This window comes from Oceanobacillus sp. CFH 90083 (assembly GCF_009389585.1).
Classification (GTDB): Bacteria; Bacillota; Bacilli; order Bacillales; family Amphibacillaceae; genus Oceanobacillus.
Genome location: NZ_VIYG01000007.1, coordinates 1 through 15,938 on the forward strand (window position 1 = coordinate 1; position 15,938 = coordinate 15,938).

10 protein-coding genes are annotated in these 15,938 nt (G+C 36.4%); 3 read left to right on the top strand and 7 right to left on the bottom strand.

Annotation, left to right across the window (positions count from 1 at the left end):
- Positions 1 to 832 precede the first annotated feature (832 nt).
- The 3 genes from FLK20_RS11915 to FLK20_RS11925 all read left to right on the top strand — a co-directional run bounded on the left by FLK20_RS11915 (position 833) and on the right by FLK20_RS11925 (position 3,888).
- Positions 833 to 1,609 carry a YheC/YheD family protein gene (locus FLK20_RS11915; protein ID WP_152656803.1) on the top strand — a complete coding sequence of 259 codons (777 nt, stop codon included), beginning with the start codon at positions 833 to 835 and terminating at the stop codon, positions 1,607 to 1,609.
- Between the two features lie 93 nt (positions 1,610 to 1,702).
- The gene (locus FLK20_RS11920; RefSeq protein ID WP_194165612.1) at positions 1,703 to 2,722 is read left to right on the top strand and encodes a YheC/YheD family protein; all 1,020 of its coding nucleotides are present in this window, start codon (positions 1,703 to 1,705) and stop codon (positions 2,720 to 2,722) included.
- A 470-nt stretch (positions 2,723 to 3,192) separates the two neighbouring features.
- Positions 3,193 to 3,888 (top strand): poly-gamma-glutamate hydrolase family protein, encoded by a 696-nt coding sequence (locus FLK20_RS11925; protein WP_152656805.1) that lies wholly within the window; start codon positions 3,193 to 3,195, stop codon positions 3,886 to 3,888.
- A 471-nt stretch (positions 3,889 to 4,359) separates the two neighbouring features.
- Here FLK20_RS11925 and FLK20_RS11930 read toward each other — a convergent pair whose 3' ends face one another.
- The 7 genes from FLK20_RS11930 to FLK20_RS11960 all read right to left on the bottom strand — a co-directional run bounded on the left by FLK20_RS11930 (position 4,360) and on the right by FLK20_RS11960 (position 15,874).
- Positions 4,360 to 5,382 (bottom strand): YheC/YheD family protein, encoded by a 1,023-nt coding sequence (locus tag FLK20_RS11930; protein WP_152656806.1) that lies wholly within the window; start codon positions 5,380 to 5,382, stop codon positions 4,360 to 4,362.
- Between the two features lie 125 nt (positions 5,383 to 5,507).
- Positions 5,508 to 6,950 (bottom strand): acylphosphatase, encoded by a 1,443-nt coding sequence (locus FLK20_RS11935; protein WP_152656807.1) that lies wholly within the window; start codon positions 6,948 to 6,950, stop codon positions 5,508 to 5,510.
- Positions 6,951 to 7,132: 182 nt separating this feature from the next.
- A complete protein-coding gene (locus FLK20_RS11940; protein WP_152656808.1) occupies positions 7,133 to 8,779 on the bottom strand; it encodes an acylphosphatase in 1,647 nt (548 codons plus the stop codon).
- Positions 8,780 to 8,815: 36 nt separating this feature from the next.
- Positions 8,816 to 10,438, bottom strand: a complete 1,623-nt coding sequence (locus FLK20_RS11945; RefSeq protein ID WP_152656809.1) for an acylphosphatase — start codon at positions 10,436 to 10,438, stop codon at positions 8,816 to 8,818.
- A gap of 37 nt (positions 10,439 to 10,475) precedes the next feature.
- Complete coding sequence (locus FLK20_RS11950) at positions 10,476 to 11,822, bottom strand: ATP-grasp fold amidoligase family protein (protein ID WP_227995021.1); 1,347 nt, start codon at positions 11,820 to 11,822, stop codon at positions 10,476 to 10,478.
- A complete protein-coding gene (locus FLK20_RS11955; protein ID WP_152656811.1) occupies positions 11,809 to 13,938 on the bottom strand; it encodes a glycosyltransferase family 2 protein in 2,130 nt (709 codons plus the stop codon). The genes FLK20_RS11950 and FLK20_RS11955 overlap by 14 nt, the downstream gene beginning before the upstream one ends.
- Positions 13,922 to 15,874 carry a glycosyltransferase family 2 protein gene (locus FLK20_RS11960; protein WP_152656812.1) on the bottom strand — a complete coding sequence of 651 codons (1,953 nt, stop codon included), beginning with the start codon at positions 15,872 to 15,874 and terminating at the stop codon, positions 13,922 to 13,924. Before FLK20_RS11960 ends, FLK20_RS11955 begins: the two co-directional genes overlap by 17 nt.
- Positions 15,875 to 15,938 lie beyond the last annotated feature (64 nt).

The following is a 15,938-nucleotide window of genomic DNA, read 5'->3' on the forward strand; positions in this document are numbered from 1 at the left end:
ATTGTATCTTTCTATTTATCTATCGGCAATAACTATTCATTTATTTAATTATTTTTTATAAACATAGCTTCACTCTATGAAAAGACTATAACTATTAATTGAATTATAATTATTCCTTTGTGTAAGACTCTGACCCGAGAGGAGGCTCTCCTCACGGGTCAGAGTCTTTTATTCTAAATTATTCGTCTAAAGGCTTACTCTTGAAAGTTTGTACAGAAATGAAAGATGGTGAATAAAGTCTGAAATAAACAGCAAAAAGACAAAAAAGCCATCACAGATGAATGACCGATTAGGAAATTATAGGACATTGTGATTCCTAAGAAATAGTTTCCATGTATTTCTTGACAAAGATCCATTAATTAGCCACTTATCAATTGGAGACTTTTTGAACATCTATACTATCTAATAAATTTTCAAAGCTATATGCTGAACTATATTTATGTTTTAATTAAAACAGGCTACAACTCTATTCTACTTGGAAGTGTTTATTGAGATGTATGACATCCAATTGGAAGCAAATGGATAACGTTCGATTCCTAAAGTATATAACTTCTTAATATACATACTCTACTGTACTTATGCTACAATTACTCTATAAGTGTATATTTAAAAGTTACCTAATTAGAAGTACTGAGCTGAACCTAGGTAATCTTAAGACTGTTGTTACTCTTTTCACACATATAACGTATTTTTTACAGAATAGATATACTCCTAGGTCACCTACACGCAAAAAGTACTTTTAACTAAAGTGTCATTACTGCTTCGCTATTATGCGGTTATTTTTTGAACTTCTAAATATATAATAATAATTTATCAAATCGGAGGAATATACATGCTAATTGGTTATATGCATAACTATAATAAACCTACATCTTTAGTAAAGATTATATCATTTGTTGCTAAAGCAAAGGGTATAAATGTAGTTTATTTCAATTCAGGTGATATTGACTTAAATAGTGATAAGATTACTGGCTCTATATTAGTAGGAGATAGATGGAGAAAAACAGAAATAAAAATACCTTCTATTATTGATGTTAATGCTTTTGCTTTAAAACATGAGCCAGAAATTGCTCATTTAGCGAAGCATGCTTACTTAACAGACAATGGAAAGAACCGTTCAAAAGAATTTATTTATACTAGTTTACAAAAAGACCAAGAGTTAAGAAAACACTTTTCAAAAGAAAGAATGTATTCAAAAACAAATAATGGCGATCCATTTGATTGCAGAGTGCATTTAGAAAAAGATGGACAGGGGAAATGGCGAATTGCTAAAAATTACATTCGTATTGGATTAGGAGAAGATGCTATCGCAAATGTAAAAAAAGGGACAGGAATTGCTGAAGAGAAAGTATTTTTTCAAGCTAATTACCCAGATAAAGCTGAGGAAATAAATCAGAAATTAAAACAGTTAGGATTAACATTTGCAAAGAAAGTTGAAAAAATAAGAGGAATTGAGCTAGCAACCCTTGGGATTGACGTAGACATAGATGAAAATGAAAATTTATTTGTATCCAATATTAGTAGTGCACCAGCTCCTAGTTTATTATCTGCTGAAATTGCAATGCTAAGGTCAGATTATTATAAATTTCTTTTCAATAATAAGCGTTAATTTTTATAGAAAAAGCTTATCTGATTTATTTCATAAGAAGATTCAATAATTTTAAAACTCATATTCAAAACTTTTTAAGGAGCGATGTTACAAATGGAAGTTGGCCTGCTTAGACTTTTCAAACAACCAACATTTATGTCTAAATTTATTTCTTTAGTAGCAAAAGCTAAAGGTATCGATATTATTTACTTCCAAGTAGGAGATATTGATCAAGAAAACCATAAAATTAACGGGAAAATCTTAATTGATAATGAATGGGTGAATATAACTACTAATATCCCAAAAGTTATTGATGTTTCTGCTTTCTCTTTAAAACATAAAGAAGAAATCGCATATTTAAATAAACGTTCTGTTTTAACGGAAAATGGAAAAAAGCGAATGACTAAAGCTACTCTCCAAAAAAGATTACTCGAGGATGATCATTTTAAAAAATATATTATTCCATCCCAAGATTGTTCTTCATTTTCAGTAGTAGAAGAATATTTAAATTTATATAATACAGTTATTATTAAACCAGTTAGCGGTCAAAAGGGACAAGGAATTTATAAAGTAAATAAACAAAACGAAAATCAATATGAGCTTAGTTATCAGCAATCTAAGAAAATTGTTTCTTTAAAAGAATTAAATGAATTTTTTAATCAAGATATTATAAGTACCGGGAAAAAGCATTTAGTTCAAAAATTTATTAGCTCTACAACACCTGATGGCAGCCCTTTTGATATTCGAGTACACCTTGAAAAAAATAATAAGGGAGAATGGACCATCCCAAAAATGTTTGTACGTATTGGTCTTGGTCAAAAAGTAACTTCCAATATCAGCCAAGGTGGCGGAAGTTCAGATGCCAATATTTTCTTCCAGACATACTATAAAGAATTAACTGATGATATACTTGGACAGTTAGAACAATTAGGATATGATATTGCAGCAAAAATAGAAAAGTTAAGATCTACGGAACTAATGACAATGGGATTAGATGTTGGCATGGACACAAACGGTGATTTATATATTTTTGAAGTAAATAGTGCACCCGGTACAACAAGACTGAGATCCGATGTAGTTTTACTGCGAACTGATTATTATAAGTATTTATTATCAAAACAAGACCAGTTCTAATAATTAAATTCTATTTCCAAAATTAAGATTCATCATGAGTGTTCATAAAATAGCATTTATTGTATATGTGGGATATTATAAGTTGAAAGGCTGATGAATTGAAATGCCCTAGAGATTTAGTACGAGAATCTCGGGGGCATTTCTGTACATAATCGAAAAGTTGCGTTCAAGGTCAGAGAATTCATTGATGATATTAATTAGTGCAAAGATATGATTATGACCAGTTTTGTGTAAGAGTTAGGTTAAAATTATAAATTCGACTTATATAGAAACTTTTAAAGCAGTTGAATTCATCTCAAGTAGTTCAATTATAATGACTTAGGTGCATCAACATACGGTTACTGGAGTAAAAATTAAGCCTATTAATAAAAGGAAGGAGTCAATTATAAAGCTGAGTAAAACATTTTTGTAATTAGATGATTGTCCCTTATAGTTTCTTTGTAACATAATGAAATATAGAGGTAACAACGATGAAAAAGTATAATTTTATTTTTATGGCGCTAGGATTAGCCATTGTAATTATAACAACACTGCTAGCCACTGGAACTAACGAAAATGATAAGTACAAAAATTTTAAAGAGCTTCGTCAAAATGAGCGTCAAGACGAGGATTATAGTATTAGTTTAGAAAAAGGTAATCCTGATATTGTATTAATAGCAATTCATGGTGGAGGAATAGAACCTGGGACAACCGAATTAGCTGAACACTTAAGTTTAGCAGGCGAATATTCCTTCTATTCTTTCCAAGGAATAAAAGTAACAAATAATATGGATCTGCATATTACTTCAACTAATTTCGATGAGCCAAAAGCTTTAAACATGGTGTCCAACAGCATATATACACTATCTTTCCATGGGTACGGGAATGAAGAGAAGAAACACACATATATAGGAGGACTAGATGAAACTTTATCCAATTCAATTAAGAAAGAACTAAAAAATGCTGGTTTTTCAGTAAGTGATGCACCTAAAAGAATTAATGGAAAAACAAAGGAGAATATTGTTAATAAAAATAAACAAAAAAAAGGAGTTCAATTTGAAATAAGCACTGCTCAAAGGAAAGCTTTTTTTGAGAATGATGATTTCTCATCTAAAAATCGGGAAAACCAAACAGAAGAATTTTATAATTATATAGAAGCTATTCAAAAAGCTTTAAGTTCCAATTAGCATTCCCTAGATAACCTTCTAAAAAAGCAAATCCAACTGCCGAGCTTTCATTTTATCAATTAGTTTTTTAGAAACAATTATACAAACAATAAGGAATCTCACAGCCTTACTTATCAACTTTATAAATCTTCAGTGTTAAAATACATCTCCGTATTTTTGCCACTTAAAGATGGTTAAATAATAAAATTCATAAATGTTACTGTGAAGTTCCAAATAAAGAATTGTCTTATCTTCTAGTATTAACCCATTGTAAGATCAAATAACCAAGTAGCTATATAAGCACACCTCCTGTAAACTTGTCTCAAAACAAAGTAAACAGGAGGTTTTTAAATTGATTGTCCATTTAGGTGAAGCGAAAGGACTTTATATTATATGCGGGAAAAAAGACATATGGTATAGGATTGATTCGTTAGCTTATTAAATAGATGATAGTGTTATTTACTAATGTAACAACAAATATCATCTTTCATTTTATTTTTGTCTATAACCATTTCTGTGTTTTAATAAAAACTGATAGTAATCTGTACGTAACATTGCTACTTCTGCTTTTAAAAATGAAGGGTCCGGAGCACTGTTTGCTTCAAAGACATACAGATTTTCATCTGAAGTAATACCTACATCTAAACCTAGCGTTGCTAGTTCAATACCTCTTAATTGTTCAATCTTTTCTGCGATTTCTATACCTGCTTCGTTTATTTTTCTTAAAAGGTTTTCATATGAATCTGGATAATTCGATTTTAAAAATACTGGAGTATTTGAAAGCCCTCCGCCCTGATTAACATTTGAAATAACTTGTTGGCCTATTCCAATTCGTATATAACTTTTAGCGATCTCCCAATTACCCAAACCATTCTTTTCCAAATGGATTCTACAATCAAACGGATCTCCCTGAAGTGTTTTAGATTGAATACATTTCTGAATAACATGCTTTCTTTTACTTATTGTATTTGTATATAAATCTTTCAGCTCTGAACTAGATATTTTCTGCTGCTTTTTGTTATGTCCAATTAAGTAACTTCCATTATCGTTTTGCTTAATTTTATAAATCCCTTTCCCACGTTCACTATAGACTGGTTTAATAACCACCTCATCATATAAAGACAAGTACTTATCAATAATTTGTAAACTATTACAATTACTAGACGGGATCACATATTTCTTTAGTTTGTTATCTTTAACTAGTTCTTCTTGCAGATAATCTTTAGAAAGTCTTTTACTTCCATTTTCCGTTAAATATGCTTTTTCAGATAAATAATTAATAACTTCTTTATGTTTTAAGCAACTCGCACTAACATCAATAACATCAGGGATCCGACTATCTATTCTTTTCCATTTATTATCTATATATACTAGCCCTCTGATTTGATTTTTTTCAATATTAACATCTTTTGCATTAAAATATAAAAGATCTATATTTTTTGATTTAGCAACTGCTCGAATAATATTTGCCATAAATTTAGGACTTCTAAAATTCCGCATATATCCTACTAACATGTATCCTTCCTCCTGCTATGCTACTTAATGGTACTTGTATTAATAATTTAGTAGAAAATTCTTCAAAGAACCGATGGTTGTCGGTTCTTTGAAGAATTTTTCTTGTTTGTTGGCTTTTATGGACTTCAAGAATTAATATGAAAACCAAGCTTAATTGGAACTTCATTTTTTTGAATAGATTCTTCATATACCTCTTTTACAATAGATTTTTTAGATCCTCTTTTAACATACTTCACAAAATCATCTAATTTACTACGGTTATCACTTACTACAGTAATCTCAACTTTCCGATTGTTTACTAATTCGACAGAACCAATTAAATTTAAACGTAATGCTTGCTTCCGTATATAAGTAACATAGCCTACTTTTCTAACTTTGCCACTAACTACATATTTTTTAGTAAATAATTCATTTAATGGAGCATCAGCAATTACCAAATCATCTACAGCCCCGCTCGCTAGCGGCTCCAAAATGCTTTCATAGTCAAAATATAACAAAGATTTCTCATTTAGTTTTGATTTTGGAAAATAATAATCAATTACTGCTTTTCCAATGTCTCTCCCTTTGCCTTCCAAAGGATAAAAATGGAATCCTATTTCCGCAGTAGCATTAATTTCTAATACGACTCCCTTACTATTATCTTCAGGATTAACAATGATATCTACTCCACCATGGGGAATTGAAGGCAAAGCTTTAAAAGCGTTTACGGCAATTTCTTTTACTTCTGGTGATAACTCGTCTGTTGCATCCAAAGGGTCCCCGCCTGAAGATAAGTTACTCTTCTCTCTTAAAAATACTTGTTTCCCTTTTTCTGGAACACTTTGAAGGTCATACCCCTCTCTATCAATCATATATTTAACTTCATAATCTACTTTGATAGGTTTGATTTTCAAATAAGGATTGGACTTTCTTTGTTCGTTCTTTATTTCAATTAGCTTCTCAATAGTATTAATCCCATCGCCAATAATATTAGCTGGGACACGATAAGTAGCTCCAATCACTTGATCTCCCACTACATAAATTCTATACTCTTTTCCATAGTAATGCTTTTCAACCAAGTACTCCTTATATTTAAATTGAGACCTTAATTCTTTTAAAATTCCTTCCAATTCCTTTTTACTATTAATATTAGTATATACGCCTCTTCCCATACTTCCATTTATCGGTTTTATAATAACTGGAAAACCGACTTCTTGAGCATATGCTAAAATTTCTTCATCGTTACTTATTACTTCTCCAAGTGGAGTAGGAACATTATTATTTCTTAAATAATTTTTAGTTTTTTCTTTATTTCCACATATCTTTACTGCTTCGTTTGCTACTTTATCTCCTCTAGATCTAAAAAAGAAATGGGTATGTTGTCCATCACTCAATGAAAAGACAACCCCATTAGACCCGCCACTAACTTTTTGCAGTTTACAAGCATTAGACTCATCTTTATACCACTTTAACTTTAGGCCCCTTCTCCAACCTTCTAAAGCTATTAAATACGAGCATAATCTAAAGCCACTTATATCTGATGCTACATTCATATCTATATTTGGAAGAAAAACAACCTTGTTATCCATAAATAATAATTCTCCTTTTATTTAAACGAAATGATAGATTTATTATAACTCATTAATCTAAATTACTGCTATTATTTAAAGATTTTTTGAATCATATTTAAATATCAAAAATCAAATTAGTCTAAATATCTTTCTTACTCAAATGATTTTGACATAATTTATACTAAATTATCTGCTAATTACTATTTATCCTTCACCCTTGCCCCAATCTTCCTTACAGACTCCGTAACCTTCCAAGAAGTACTATTCAAGATATGCTTTACATCCTTCTCCGCTCTATCTTTTTTCTTTCTAAGAGCTGTTAAGTCTTTATCCATCCGTTTTAAAGCATGCTGCACAGATTTCACGTTATTGGTATTATACTGTTCGGCAATTTCAAATCCTACCGTGACAAACCCTTCATATTCCTCTTCCTTGATCCGGGTTACTTCTGATCCTTGCGGGTAGCCTTTGATGGTTTCTTTAAAATCTTCTACTGTTTTATGGTCCGTTCCGGCAACAACGACTTCAATTTCATCAAATACAACACTCTTCACATAACCATGCAGGTTGTTAGCAAGAGCTTGTTTCTTCAACCACTTATGATAGTTGTATCGCTGCACATTTCCATTTACGATATATTTGTGGATATAGAGCTTTCCAATTGGTGCCGGAGCAACCTCTACTTCCAGTGCTGCTCTGTTTTCGAGAGGCTCTAAAACATTGATTAAATCAAAGGAAACTCTTGATTTTGTTGTATCGACGCGTCCTTTCGTTTCCGGGAAATAATAATCTACAATCGCTTTTGGTATATCTCTTGCTTTCCCTTCAATCGGGAACAGAGCTCCGCCAATTTGGGCAGTTGGGTTCAACTCAATTACAACTGCTTCGCCTTTTACATCACTGCGGTCATTGACAATAATATCTACTCCGCCATGCGGGAAGTTGTCTACTGCTTTTAAAGCATCAATAGCGATTTTCTTATACTCTTCCGGTAATGTATCTGTTACATCAACAGGGTCGCCGCCTGAGGAAACATTCGTTTTTTCCCTTAAGTAGATCACTTTTCCCTTTTCTGGAATGCTCTCCAGCGTATAGCCTGCTTCCTGAATAAATTCAAGAATCTCGACATCCATATGAATCAGACAGCTGTTAAGACGTGCGTTCTTTCTGCGGACAGCGTTCTTGATATCGATTAATTCCTCAATAGTATGCTCACCATCGCCCATAATGTTCGCCGGCACACGGTTATACGCTGCAATAACCTCATCGCCCACCACATAAACACGATATTCCTTCCCGCTTACATATTGCTCTAACACAACTTCTTCATATTCTAATTCCCGGCGTACATAATGAATCGCCTTTAGTAATTGTTCATGGTTTTTAATATTGGTTACTACACCATTTCCCAAGCTGGCATTGGTTGGTTTTAAAACTAACGGGAAACCGATTGTATCTGCAAAGGCTATAATCTCTTCATTTGTTGCATCTGCTTCAAAGCCTTTTCCTTTAGGTACAGGTACACCTGCATTGCTGAGATAGATTTTGGTATCGTCTTTCTCTGATCCGATTTCTACTGCTTCACTGGAAACGAGGTCTCCTCTTGTTCGAAAGAAGTAATGTGTCTGCTTCTCTGAAGTCAATGAAAATAAACGTCCAGGCGGGTTCACTCCAAAAATAATCATATTCTTAAAGTACTCGGAATCCTTCGTGTACCATTTTAGCTTGAGACCTCTTCGCCATCCTTCTAATGCAACAGCAAATGCATCCAGACGTGTCTTCCTCGCATTTCTTACAATGTCATTATTCAGATGTGGAAGACTTATCCCTAACTGATTGTCTTTCATATTCATATCCTCCTGTTAGCTTCTTTCATCGCATCATTATCCCTTAAACTTCTTGAAGATAGAGCCCACTCCCCGGATTGGTGAAGTTACCCTCCAAGAAAGGCTTTTGTAGTACTTTCTCCGCCTTACTTCTGCTTTTTTTAATGCCAGTTCTGTTTCTTCTAATTCACGCTTGTACCATTTTAATTCTTCCACCTGGGTTTTTAAATCCGTTTTTATTTCAAAGCCGACCTTAATTGCCTCGTCCACATCTTCTTCTAAAACTTCCATCACGGTTGCTCGTTCTTCATCTTCCCAAATACCGTTTTTAAAATCCTCTACCATTTCTGAATCTGTGCCGCCAACAACGATTTCAATATCGCCGATTTCCTTTGTCATGATATATCCATGTAATTCACGTTCGAATGCCTGCTTGCGAAGCCCGCGATGATAGCCAAGATCTAATACATCCCCAATGACAATATATTTCTTCATATAGATCTTTTGCTGCGGACATGGTGTGACGGTCGTTACGGTTGCATCCCGATTTTGAAGCGGGTCCAGAACATCATGAAAGTCAAAGAACGTATTAATTTGCGCAACATCATTCCCTTTTGTTTCCGGGAAATAAAAATCAATGATTGCTTTAGGAATATCTCTTGATTTTCCCTTCATTGGATATAACAATCCGCCCAGCTGTGCCGTAGGGTTCAGCTCTAATACATAGGCTTTATTATCGGTCTCATTGATCATTATATCAACTGCTCCATGTGTCAGACCTTCGATAGAGCGTAAAGCCTTCACGGCTGTATCTTTTACTTCTTGTGACAGGCTGTCTAAAACATCAATGGGATCACCGCCAAGTGAGATGTTTCCTTTGAAATTTAAAAGAATGTGTTCCTCTTTTTCAGGAACAGATGAAAGTGTATGCCCATCTTTGCCAATAAAGTCTGTTAATTCATCGTCTACAATAATTGGACAGCTCACTAAACGCGGATTTTTTTCCCGCTCTGCATTTTTTAATTCAATCAGCTGTTCAATCGTATGTACACCGTCGCCCACCACATTCGGCGGCTGGCGGTGCATTGCTCCGACAACTTCATCATCCACAACATACAGACGATAATCTTTGCCTTTCAGATATTGCTCCATAATAATGTCATCTGCTGTTCCCAGCTCTTTTATATAGTCATAGCATACTTCTAATTCTTCCGTACTTGTAATATTTACAAAAACGCCGCGGCCAAAGCTGCCGTCTTTTGGCTTCAGTACCACTGGAAAGCCAAGCTTTTTCCCATATTCTATAATTTCTTCTTTTTCATTTTCAGCGGTAAATACTTTTCCATGTGGTACTGCTATATCATGTTCACTTAAATGCTGTTTCGTATTCCCTTTATCTTTTCCAATAAAGACAGCTTCATTGGTTACCTTATCTCCTCTGGAACGGAAGAAATAATGCGTCCTGCTATCTGAACTTAATGAAAATAATTGTCCAGGTCTGTCTGTAAACCATGTAACCATTTCACTGAATTTCTCTGAATTTTCGACGTGCCATCTTAATTTCAGACCTCTGCGCCAGCCTTCCAGCGCAATTACGTATGCATCCAATAAACTTCCGTGTACATCAGAAATAACTTCTGATGACAAATGCGATAGCCACTCAGCATTATTCTCACTCATGCCTGTTCCTCCTGATTGCCCATTTTAGTTCGTTATTTTATGCTTCTTTAAATATCTCAAAAGATTTCCCTTGAAGCAAGTCTTTATCTAATTTCCCCTGAGCCTCGATAAATAAATTTCCTAAATACGTATCTATATCATCATTAAATTCGTCATAGTTTCCTGGTTTTGGCGTAAATTCTCCAAAAATAAGCCCTTCTTCAGATCGTAAAAAATCGATTCGCATAAATGGACTGGGAATCAGACTGCTGATTCTCTCTGCCATTTCAATTTCTTCCTTGGAGACACCTTTTCCTTGAAAGGCTTTATCATCATATTTTCCTGTCTGTATCCGTTCTCCCCATTCATTCCACCAGCAGTATTTTATCTCCGGGGTTCGGATAATTTCCAGTATCACGCCTACTTTGCCATAAAAACAGTAAAATTTCACATCGCGTGCCGAAACTTTATTGGCGGTATCCTCCAGGATTAATTCCTCGATGTGCCAAGCATCCTGCCCGACTTTATTTTCCTGCAAATCTTTCTCCATGCGATGCTTTAATAAAGACCAGCCAGATAACTGTTCTCCTGTCTTAACGCTTATTATATCATTAGATGCATAGACAATGTAAACTCCACGTCCACCAGCACCATCCACAGGCTTGATAACGATATTTTCTTGCTCCGGCAATGTTTCTATCGTATATACGGCCTCGGAGCTTCCAGGGATCCGTATCGCTTGCTTTTCCATAAATCGATAGGCTGTTTGCTTATCATCTAATTCGTATTCTGGAAGGGTTCCTAAAAGCTGATATTGTCTGATACGCATATTCATGCAGATGCGATAGGAAGCAACATCTGCCAGGCTGACAGGCTCTTCTGTGAGTCCTGCCCGGATCATAAACTCTGAAGCATGTTCTTTTGCACCAGCTAATACTTTGGTGAAAACCCGCTGCTTGAATGCTGGTTCTTCCTGTCCGAATTGACGTGCAGCTGCCTCAAGCAAATTTCGAAAATTATGGTCTGCTGCTTTCTTTTGCGCGATGCGTTTATCCAGCTCTGCAATGATTTTGCCTGTATCCTTCTTCTCCCTGATATATCTCCAAAGCGTATCATAATCAAATTGTTCCAAGGCCTTCTCTGCTTCAAATAACTGTTCCTTTAACAAAACATTTTCTGATTGGCAGTGCAGGAGCTGCTCCTCTAAATAATCGATATAATTGTCTTTTTCTTTCCCGGTAGGAAGGAGCTTACGAATAGAGGCTGTCTTTTTGTACGTATTGCTTTTGATAATTTTTTTCATTTGTTTATCTGTTTTTGCAATACTTGCCTTTGTATAATCTAATTGCGCTTCTTTTTCAATCAGCTGATCAATTAATTTTTCATAAGTTTTATCCTCTGGCATCTTCATATCCTCCTTCCTCACGTCTGCTTTTGATAACAAAATTGTCTTTTAGCATATGGATAAATGGCTGCTCCTTATTGGTCCAATTGGATGCTGCCACGGAATAATAACGGATGGTATGGCTTTGTTCTTCAATTAATTGCTCCCTGATTTCAGGATTTGCAGGATACCAGACTGCTGCTGTTCCTATATAGCGATGCAGTCTCATGGCACATTGGCGCATGTTGTAGGCTTGATTCTGTTTTTTCGGTACTTTATTTATAATTACCTTTGCTGCGGTTGTACGCAATTCCGGCAGGTAGCGCTGCTTATCTTGGAAGATAAGCGGGTTTTTAATAATGGTGAGCTGTGCTTCTGCTTTCTCTCCATAGACAAGCATCTTTACATACTCCCCATCCAGATGATCTCTTACTTTCTGGTGAATAAGCTTGGATTGTTTTAAATCATATATCCCCCGCTGAATCAGACCAATGGTCAGCCCTTCTTCCTTCAACAATTTGATTTCCTTCCATATCCCACTGTCATATTGACGAAAATCTGCTATATAAGCTACATCGACCGAATGCAGGGAATTTTTTTCGAGCATCGGCTTTGGCACAGGAAATCTGCGCTCTTGCTGATATGGAAAGTATAAATTGCCTGCCTGCTGATGCATTCGGTTATGCGCCTCTGCATATTCCTTACGTGCTCCCATGAGAAAGCCATTATAGCCAAAGGAGGAATTGCCCGTTAATGACCCTGACGATTGCATCGGGAAGGAAAGTGGTCCTGTCGGTAAATCCTTCACCAGTTCTCTGCCAAAGGTAAGTGCCAGCCGTTTTTTAAATTCACTATCTGCAGCAAAACGTACCTCATCCCAAAAACCGACCTTCTCTAAAACTGGGAGTCTACGAAACATAATGGACGACATATTGGAAAAAATATATTTCCCGGGCATTCCTCTGCGGTACAAATATAAATCCTCTGTCAGCCTTGCATGCTCCGATGTATTGGCGATAACGGATGGATTGTCGATTAGATGGCGTGCCTGGATTTCTATTTTTTGCGGGTGGGACCAGTCATCGGCATCGTTAATAGTCACAAATTCTCCCGTTGCCTGGTTAAGTGCTATATTTCTGGCTACATATGGTCCAGCGTTCGTTTCTGCTTGCAGCAGCTTAATCCGGTCATCCTGCTGTATCCATTCTTTGACAACTGCTGCCGTATGATCAGGGCTGCAATCATCTACAACAATGATTTCAAGGTTTGACCAGGTCTGTTTTGTTAACGATCTTAATGCAACAGAAATGCCCGATTCCGAATTGTATGCCGGAATGATAACCGTTATTTTCGGCTGTTCATTCTGCTCCTTTTTTATCTGAATCGGGTTGGTGTCTAATTTATCATAAAGATGCATGCCAGTAATTGCATCATTGACATAAAGCGGCTCCAGCTGATAAGCATGCAGCACCTCATTGATCCAAAACAGACGGTCATCCTGCTCTGGACACAGGTTGGCAAGTGCCAGCAATAAATCAGCGTGCTGCTCTTGTTTGAGCGCTTCTTTAATCAGCTGCATCCCTTCTGCATGACGTCCCAATACTTTATAAGCTTCGGCAAGCAGAATAATCATGCGACGGCGCAAATCTATATTTTGCTCCTCATCCAGTGCCATTTCTAAATAAATAATCGCCTGTTCTGCACTGTTTGGCGTCTGTTTATTGGCAAACCAAAGCCCTAGCTCCCATGCAGCTGCCTTGATAAGATATTTATTATTGGAATGGTATAAGATATCCTGTAAATCGCTTAAGGCACGTTCTTCAAAACCGAGATCATATAAATAATTTTTAATTTGCTTTAACTGATTGCTGGCATCCTTTTGTTTATAAGATGTACTATAGAGTTTTTTTATATTTCTTCGCCCCGCAGCATAGGAAGGAATCGCTTTCGCCAACGAAATACTGCTTTTTTTCCAGCTGGCTGCTTTCTGCTTCAATGCTTCAGCATATAAAAAGGCAGACTTATAGCTGCTATAAGTCTCCTTTAATGCTGCTGCTTCTTTTCTTTTTGCAGTGAGCTCTTCTTCTACGTGCTGAAGACGTGTATGAAGCTCCGTTTTATTAATTGGTTGTTTCATGTTCAAGACAACTCTTTTCCCATAGACGGTTTACGTATGCTTGCTCTATATTAGATGCCGAAATCGTATTTTCGATTTGCTGTTGTATCTGTTCATTAGCAACAACCCATACGCCCAGCTGATCAAAATAATTGTCGATATGCTTTGCTGCGTTGTTTAGATCTGCCTGGCTGTCCGGTATTTCTGTCAGCACAACTGTCAGCTGCTTCGTCGTCAAATTGGGCACATACTTTTGTTGGTACTGATAAACGGTCGGCTTGATACAGACTGTCTTTTCAGCAGCAATTTTTTCTCCGTACACAAGCATTTGCAGACGATCCCCATCTAATTTTTGACGAATATCTTCCTCTATTTTTTTCGGCGACGTAAAATCATACGCGTTGATTTGCAGCAGTCCAATTCGTTGTGCTTGTGTTTGCAGGCAATCATTCCATACTTGCCAATCTGCTTCATTAAAAGCACGAAAATCACTGGCAATGACCAGATCAAAATTCCGGACACCGTCAGCTTTTTCTTCCTTGACCGGCCACATTGGTTCCGGTACTGGATATGGCCGTACTGTCATCGGATAAGCATAACGGACATCCTCGCCCCTCAGGTGATGGTTCTCTAATGATTCAACATACTCTTTACGCACGCCCATAAAAAAGCCATTATAGCCAAATGCCGAGCTTCCTGTTAAGGATGTGACGGCTTGTCTCGGCAGGGATAAAGGGCCAGAGGCTAGATCGACGTAAGCCCGTGCGCCAAAGGTTTTTAACAAACGGCGTTTAAACTCACCATCTGCTGCAAACCTCACACTATCCCAGAACCCGACTTTTTCCAGGACAGGCTGTCTGCGGAACATAATGGAGGACATATTCGGGAAAATATACTTCCCTGGTGTTCCCCGGCGGTAAAGCTTCATATCTTCAGTGATCCTTGCATGCTCAGAGGTGTTGGCAATGACATCTTTATGCGCTAATAGATGCTGCACCTGAATCTCTAATTTGGAAGCATGCGACCAGTCATCGGAATCATTGACTGTAACAAATTCTCCAGCCGCTGCCTCTAAGGCAATATTCCGTGCAATATACGGCCCGCTGTTTTGCGGTGTCTGCAATACTTTTATCCGGCTGTCCTGTGCTGCATATTCCTGCACAATTTCTAAAGTATTGTCCGGACTATGGTCATCAACAATAATCAATTCGATGTTCTGCCATGTCTGTTCCAGAATCGATTCAACCGCTACCCTGATCCCATCCCCGGCATTATAGGCAGGAATAATTACAGAGATAAGCGGTCCATCCTTAATATCTTCATGTGTTTTTATCGTATGGAGTCCGTCATATTGACCTGTTTCATCAGTGGCAATGTGATCCAGGTGGTAGAGAGAAAAAGCTTTATTGATATAGACAAATCGATCCTTGATATCTGCTTCCAGATTTGCTAATGCAAGGTAAATATCTGCGTGCTCTGCTGCTTTTAAAGCATGCTGTAAAACTTGTCCGGCTTTTTCACGCTCGCCGATCTCAGCAAGAAGTTCCGCTTTGATAATCGCAATCCGGCGCTGCTGATCAGGCTGGACTTCTCCCTCTTCTGCAAGCGGAAGATACTTCAAAGCAATGGCAGCATCCTTTTCATTATATTGATTCGCATGCCAAAGCACCTTTTCCCAGGCTGCTGTTCTTTTTAAGGACGGATCATTTGTCTCCTCTATATAGGCTTCTAAATCTGCTAATCCTTTTTCAATAAAGCCCAGATTATATAAATGGTACTTTATTTGTTTCAGACACTGTCTCTCTGCTTCCTTCTTTCCGAGCAAAATACGTTTAATCGTATCCTTTTGCCGGGTGCTTAATATATTTAAGAGATATTTCCGCTGTTTTTCACCCAAGACCGAGTAGATAAACCAATCTACCGGTTCTGCCACTATTTTTTTGATAACTCCTGCCATTATGACACCACCATTTTTTCTCAATACGTTGAAGATTTAATTCATATTAAGGCACTTCTTGCCA

Excerpts from the sequence above, each read along its gene's own strand:
- FLK20_RS11915 (WP_152656803.1), top strand. The coding sequence starts at position 833 with ATGCTAATTGGTTATATGCATAACTATAATAAACCTACATCTTTAGTA.
- FLK20_RS11920 (WP_194165612.1), top strand. The coding sequence starts at position 1,703 with ATGGAAGTTGGCCTGCTTAGACTTTTCAAACAACCAACATTTATGTCT.
- FLK20_RS11925 (WP_152656805.1), top strand. The coding sequence starts at position 3,193 with ATGAAAAAGTATAATTTTATTTTTATGGCGCTAGGATTAGCCATTGTA.
- FLK20_RS11930 (WP_152656806.1), bottom strand. The coding sequence starts at position 5,382 with ATGTTAGTAGGATATATGCGGAATTTTAGAAGTCCTAAATTTATGGCA.
- FLK20_RS11935 (WP_152656807.1), bottom strand. The coding sequence starts at position 6,950 with ATGGATAACAAGGTTGTTTTTCTTCCAAATATAGATATGAATGTAGCA.
- FLK20_RS11940 (WP_152656808.1), bottom strand. The coding sequence starts at position 8,779 with ATGAAAGACAATCAGTTAGGGATAAGTCTTCCACATCTGAATAATGAC.
- FLK20_RS11945 (WP_152656809.1), bottom strand. The coding sequence starts at position 10,438 with ATGAGTGAGAATAATGCTGAGTGGCTATCGCATTTGTCATCAGAAGTT.
- FLK20_RS11950 (WP_227995021.1), bottom strand. The coding sequence starts at position 11,822 with ATGCCAGAGGATAAAACTTATGAAAAATTAATTGATCAGCTGATTGAA.
- FLK20_RS11955 (WP_152656811.1), bottom strand. The coding sequence starts at position 13,938 with ATGAAACAACCAATTAATAAAACGGAGCTTCATACACGTCTTCAGCAC.
- FLK20_RS11960 (WP_152656812.1), bottom strand. The coding sequence starts at position 15,874 with ATGGCAGGAGTTATCAAAAAAATAGTGGCAGAACCGGTAGATTGGTTT.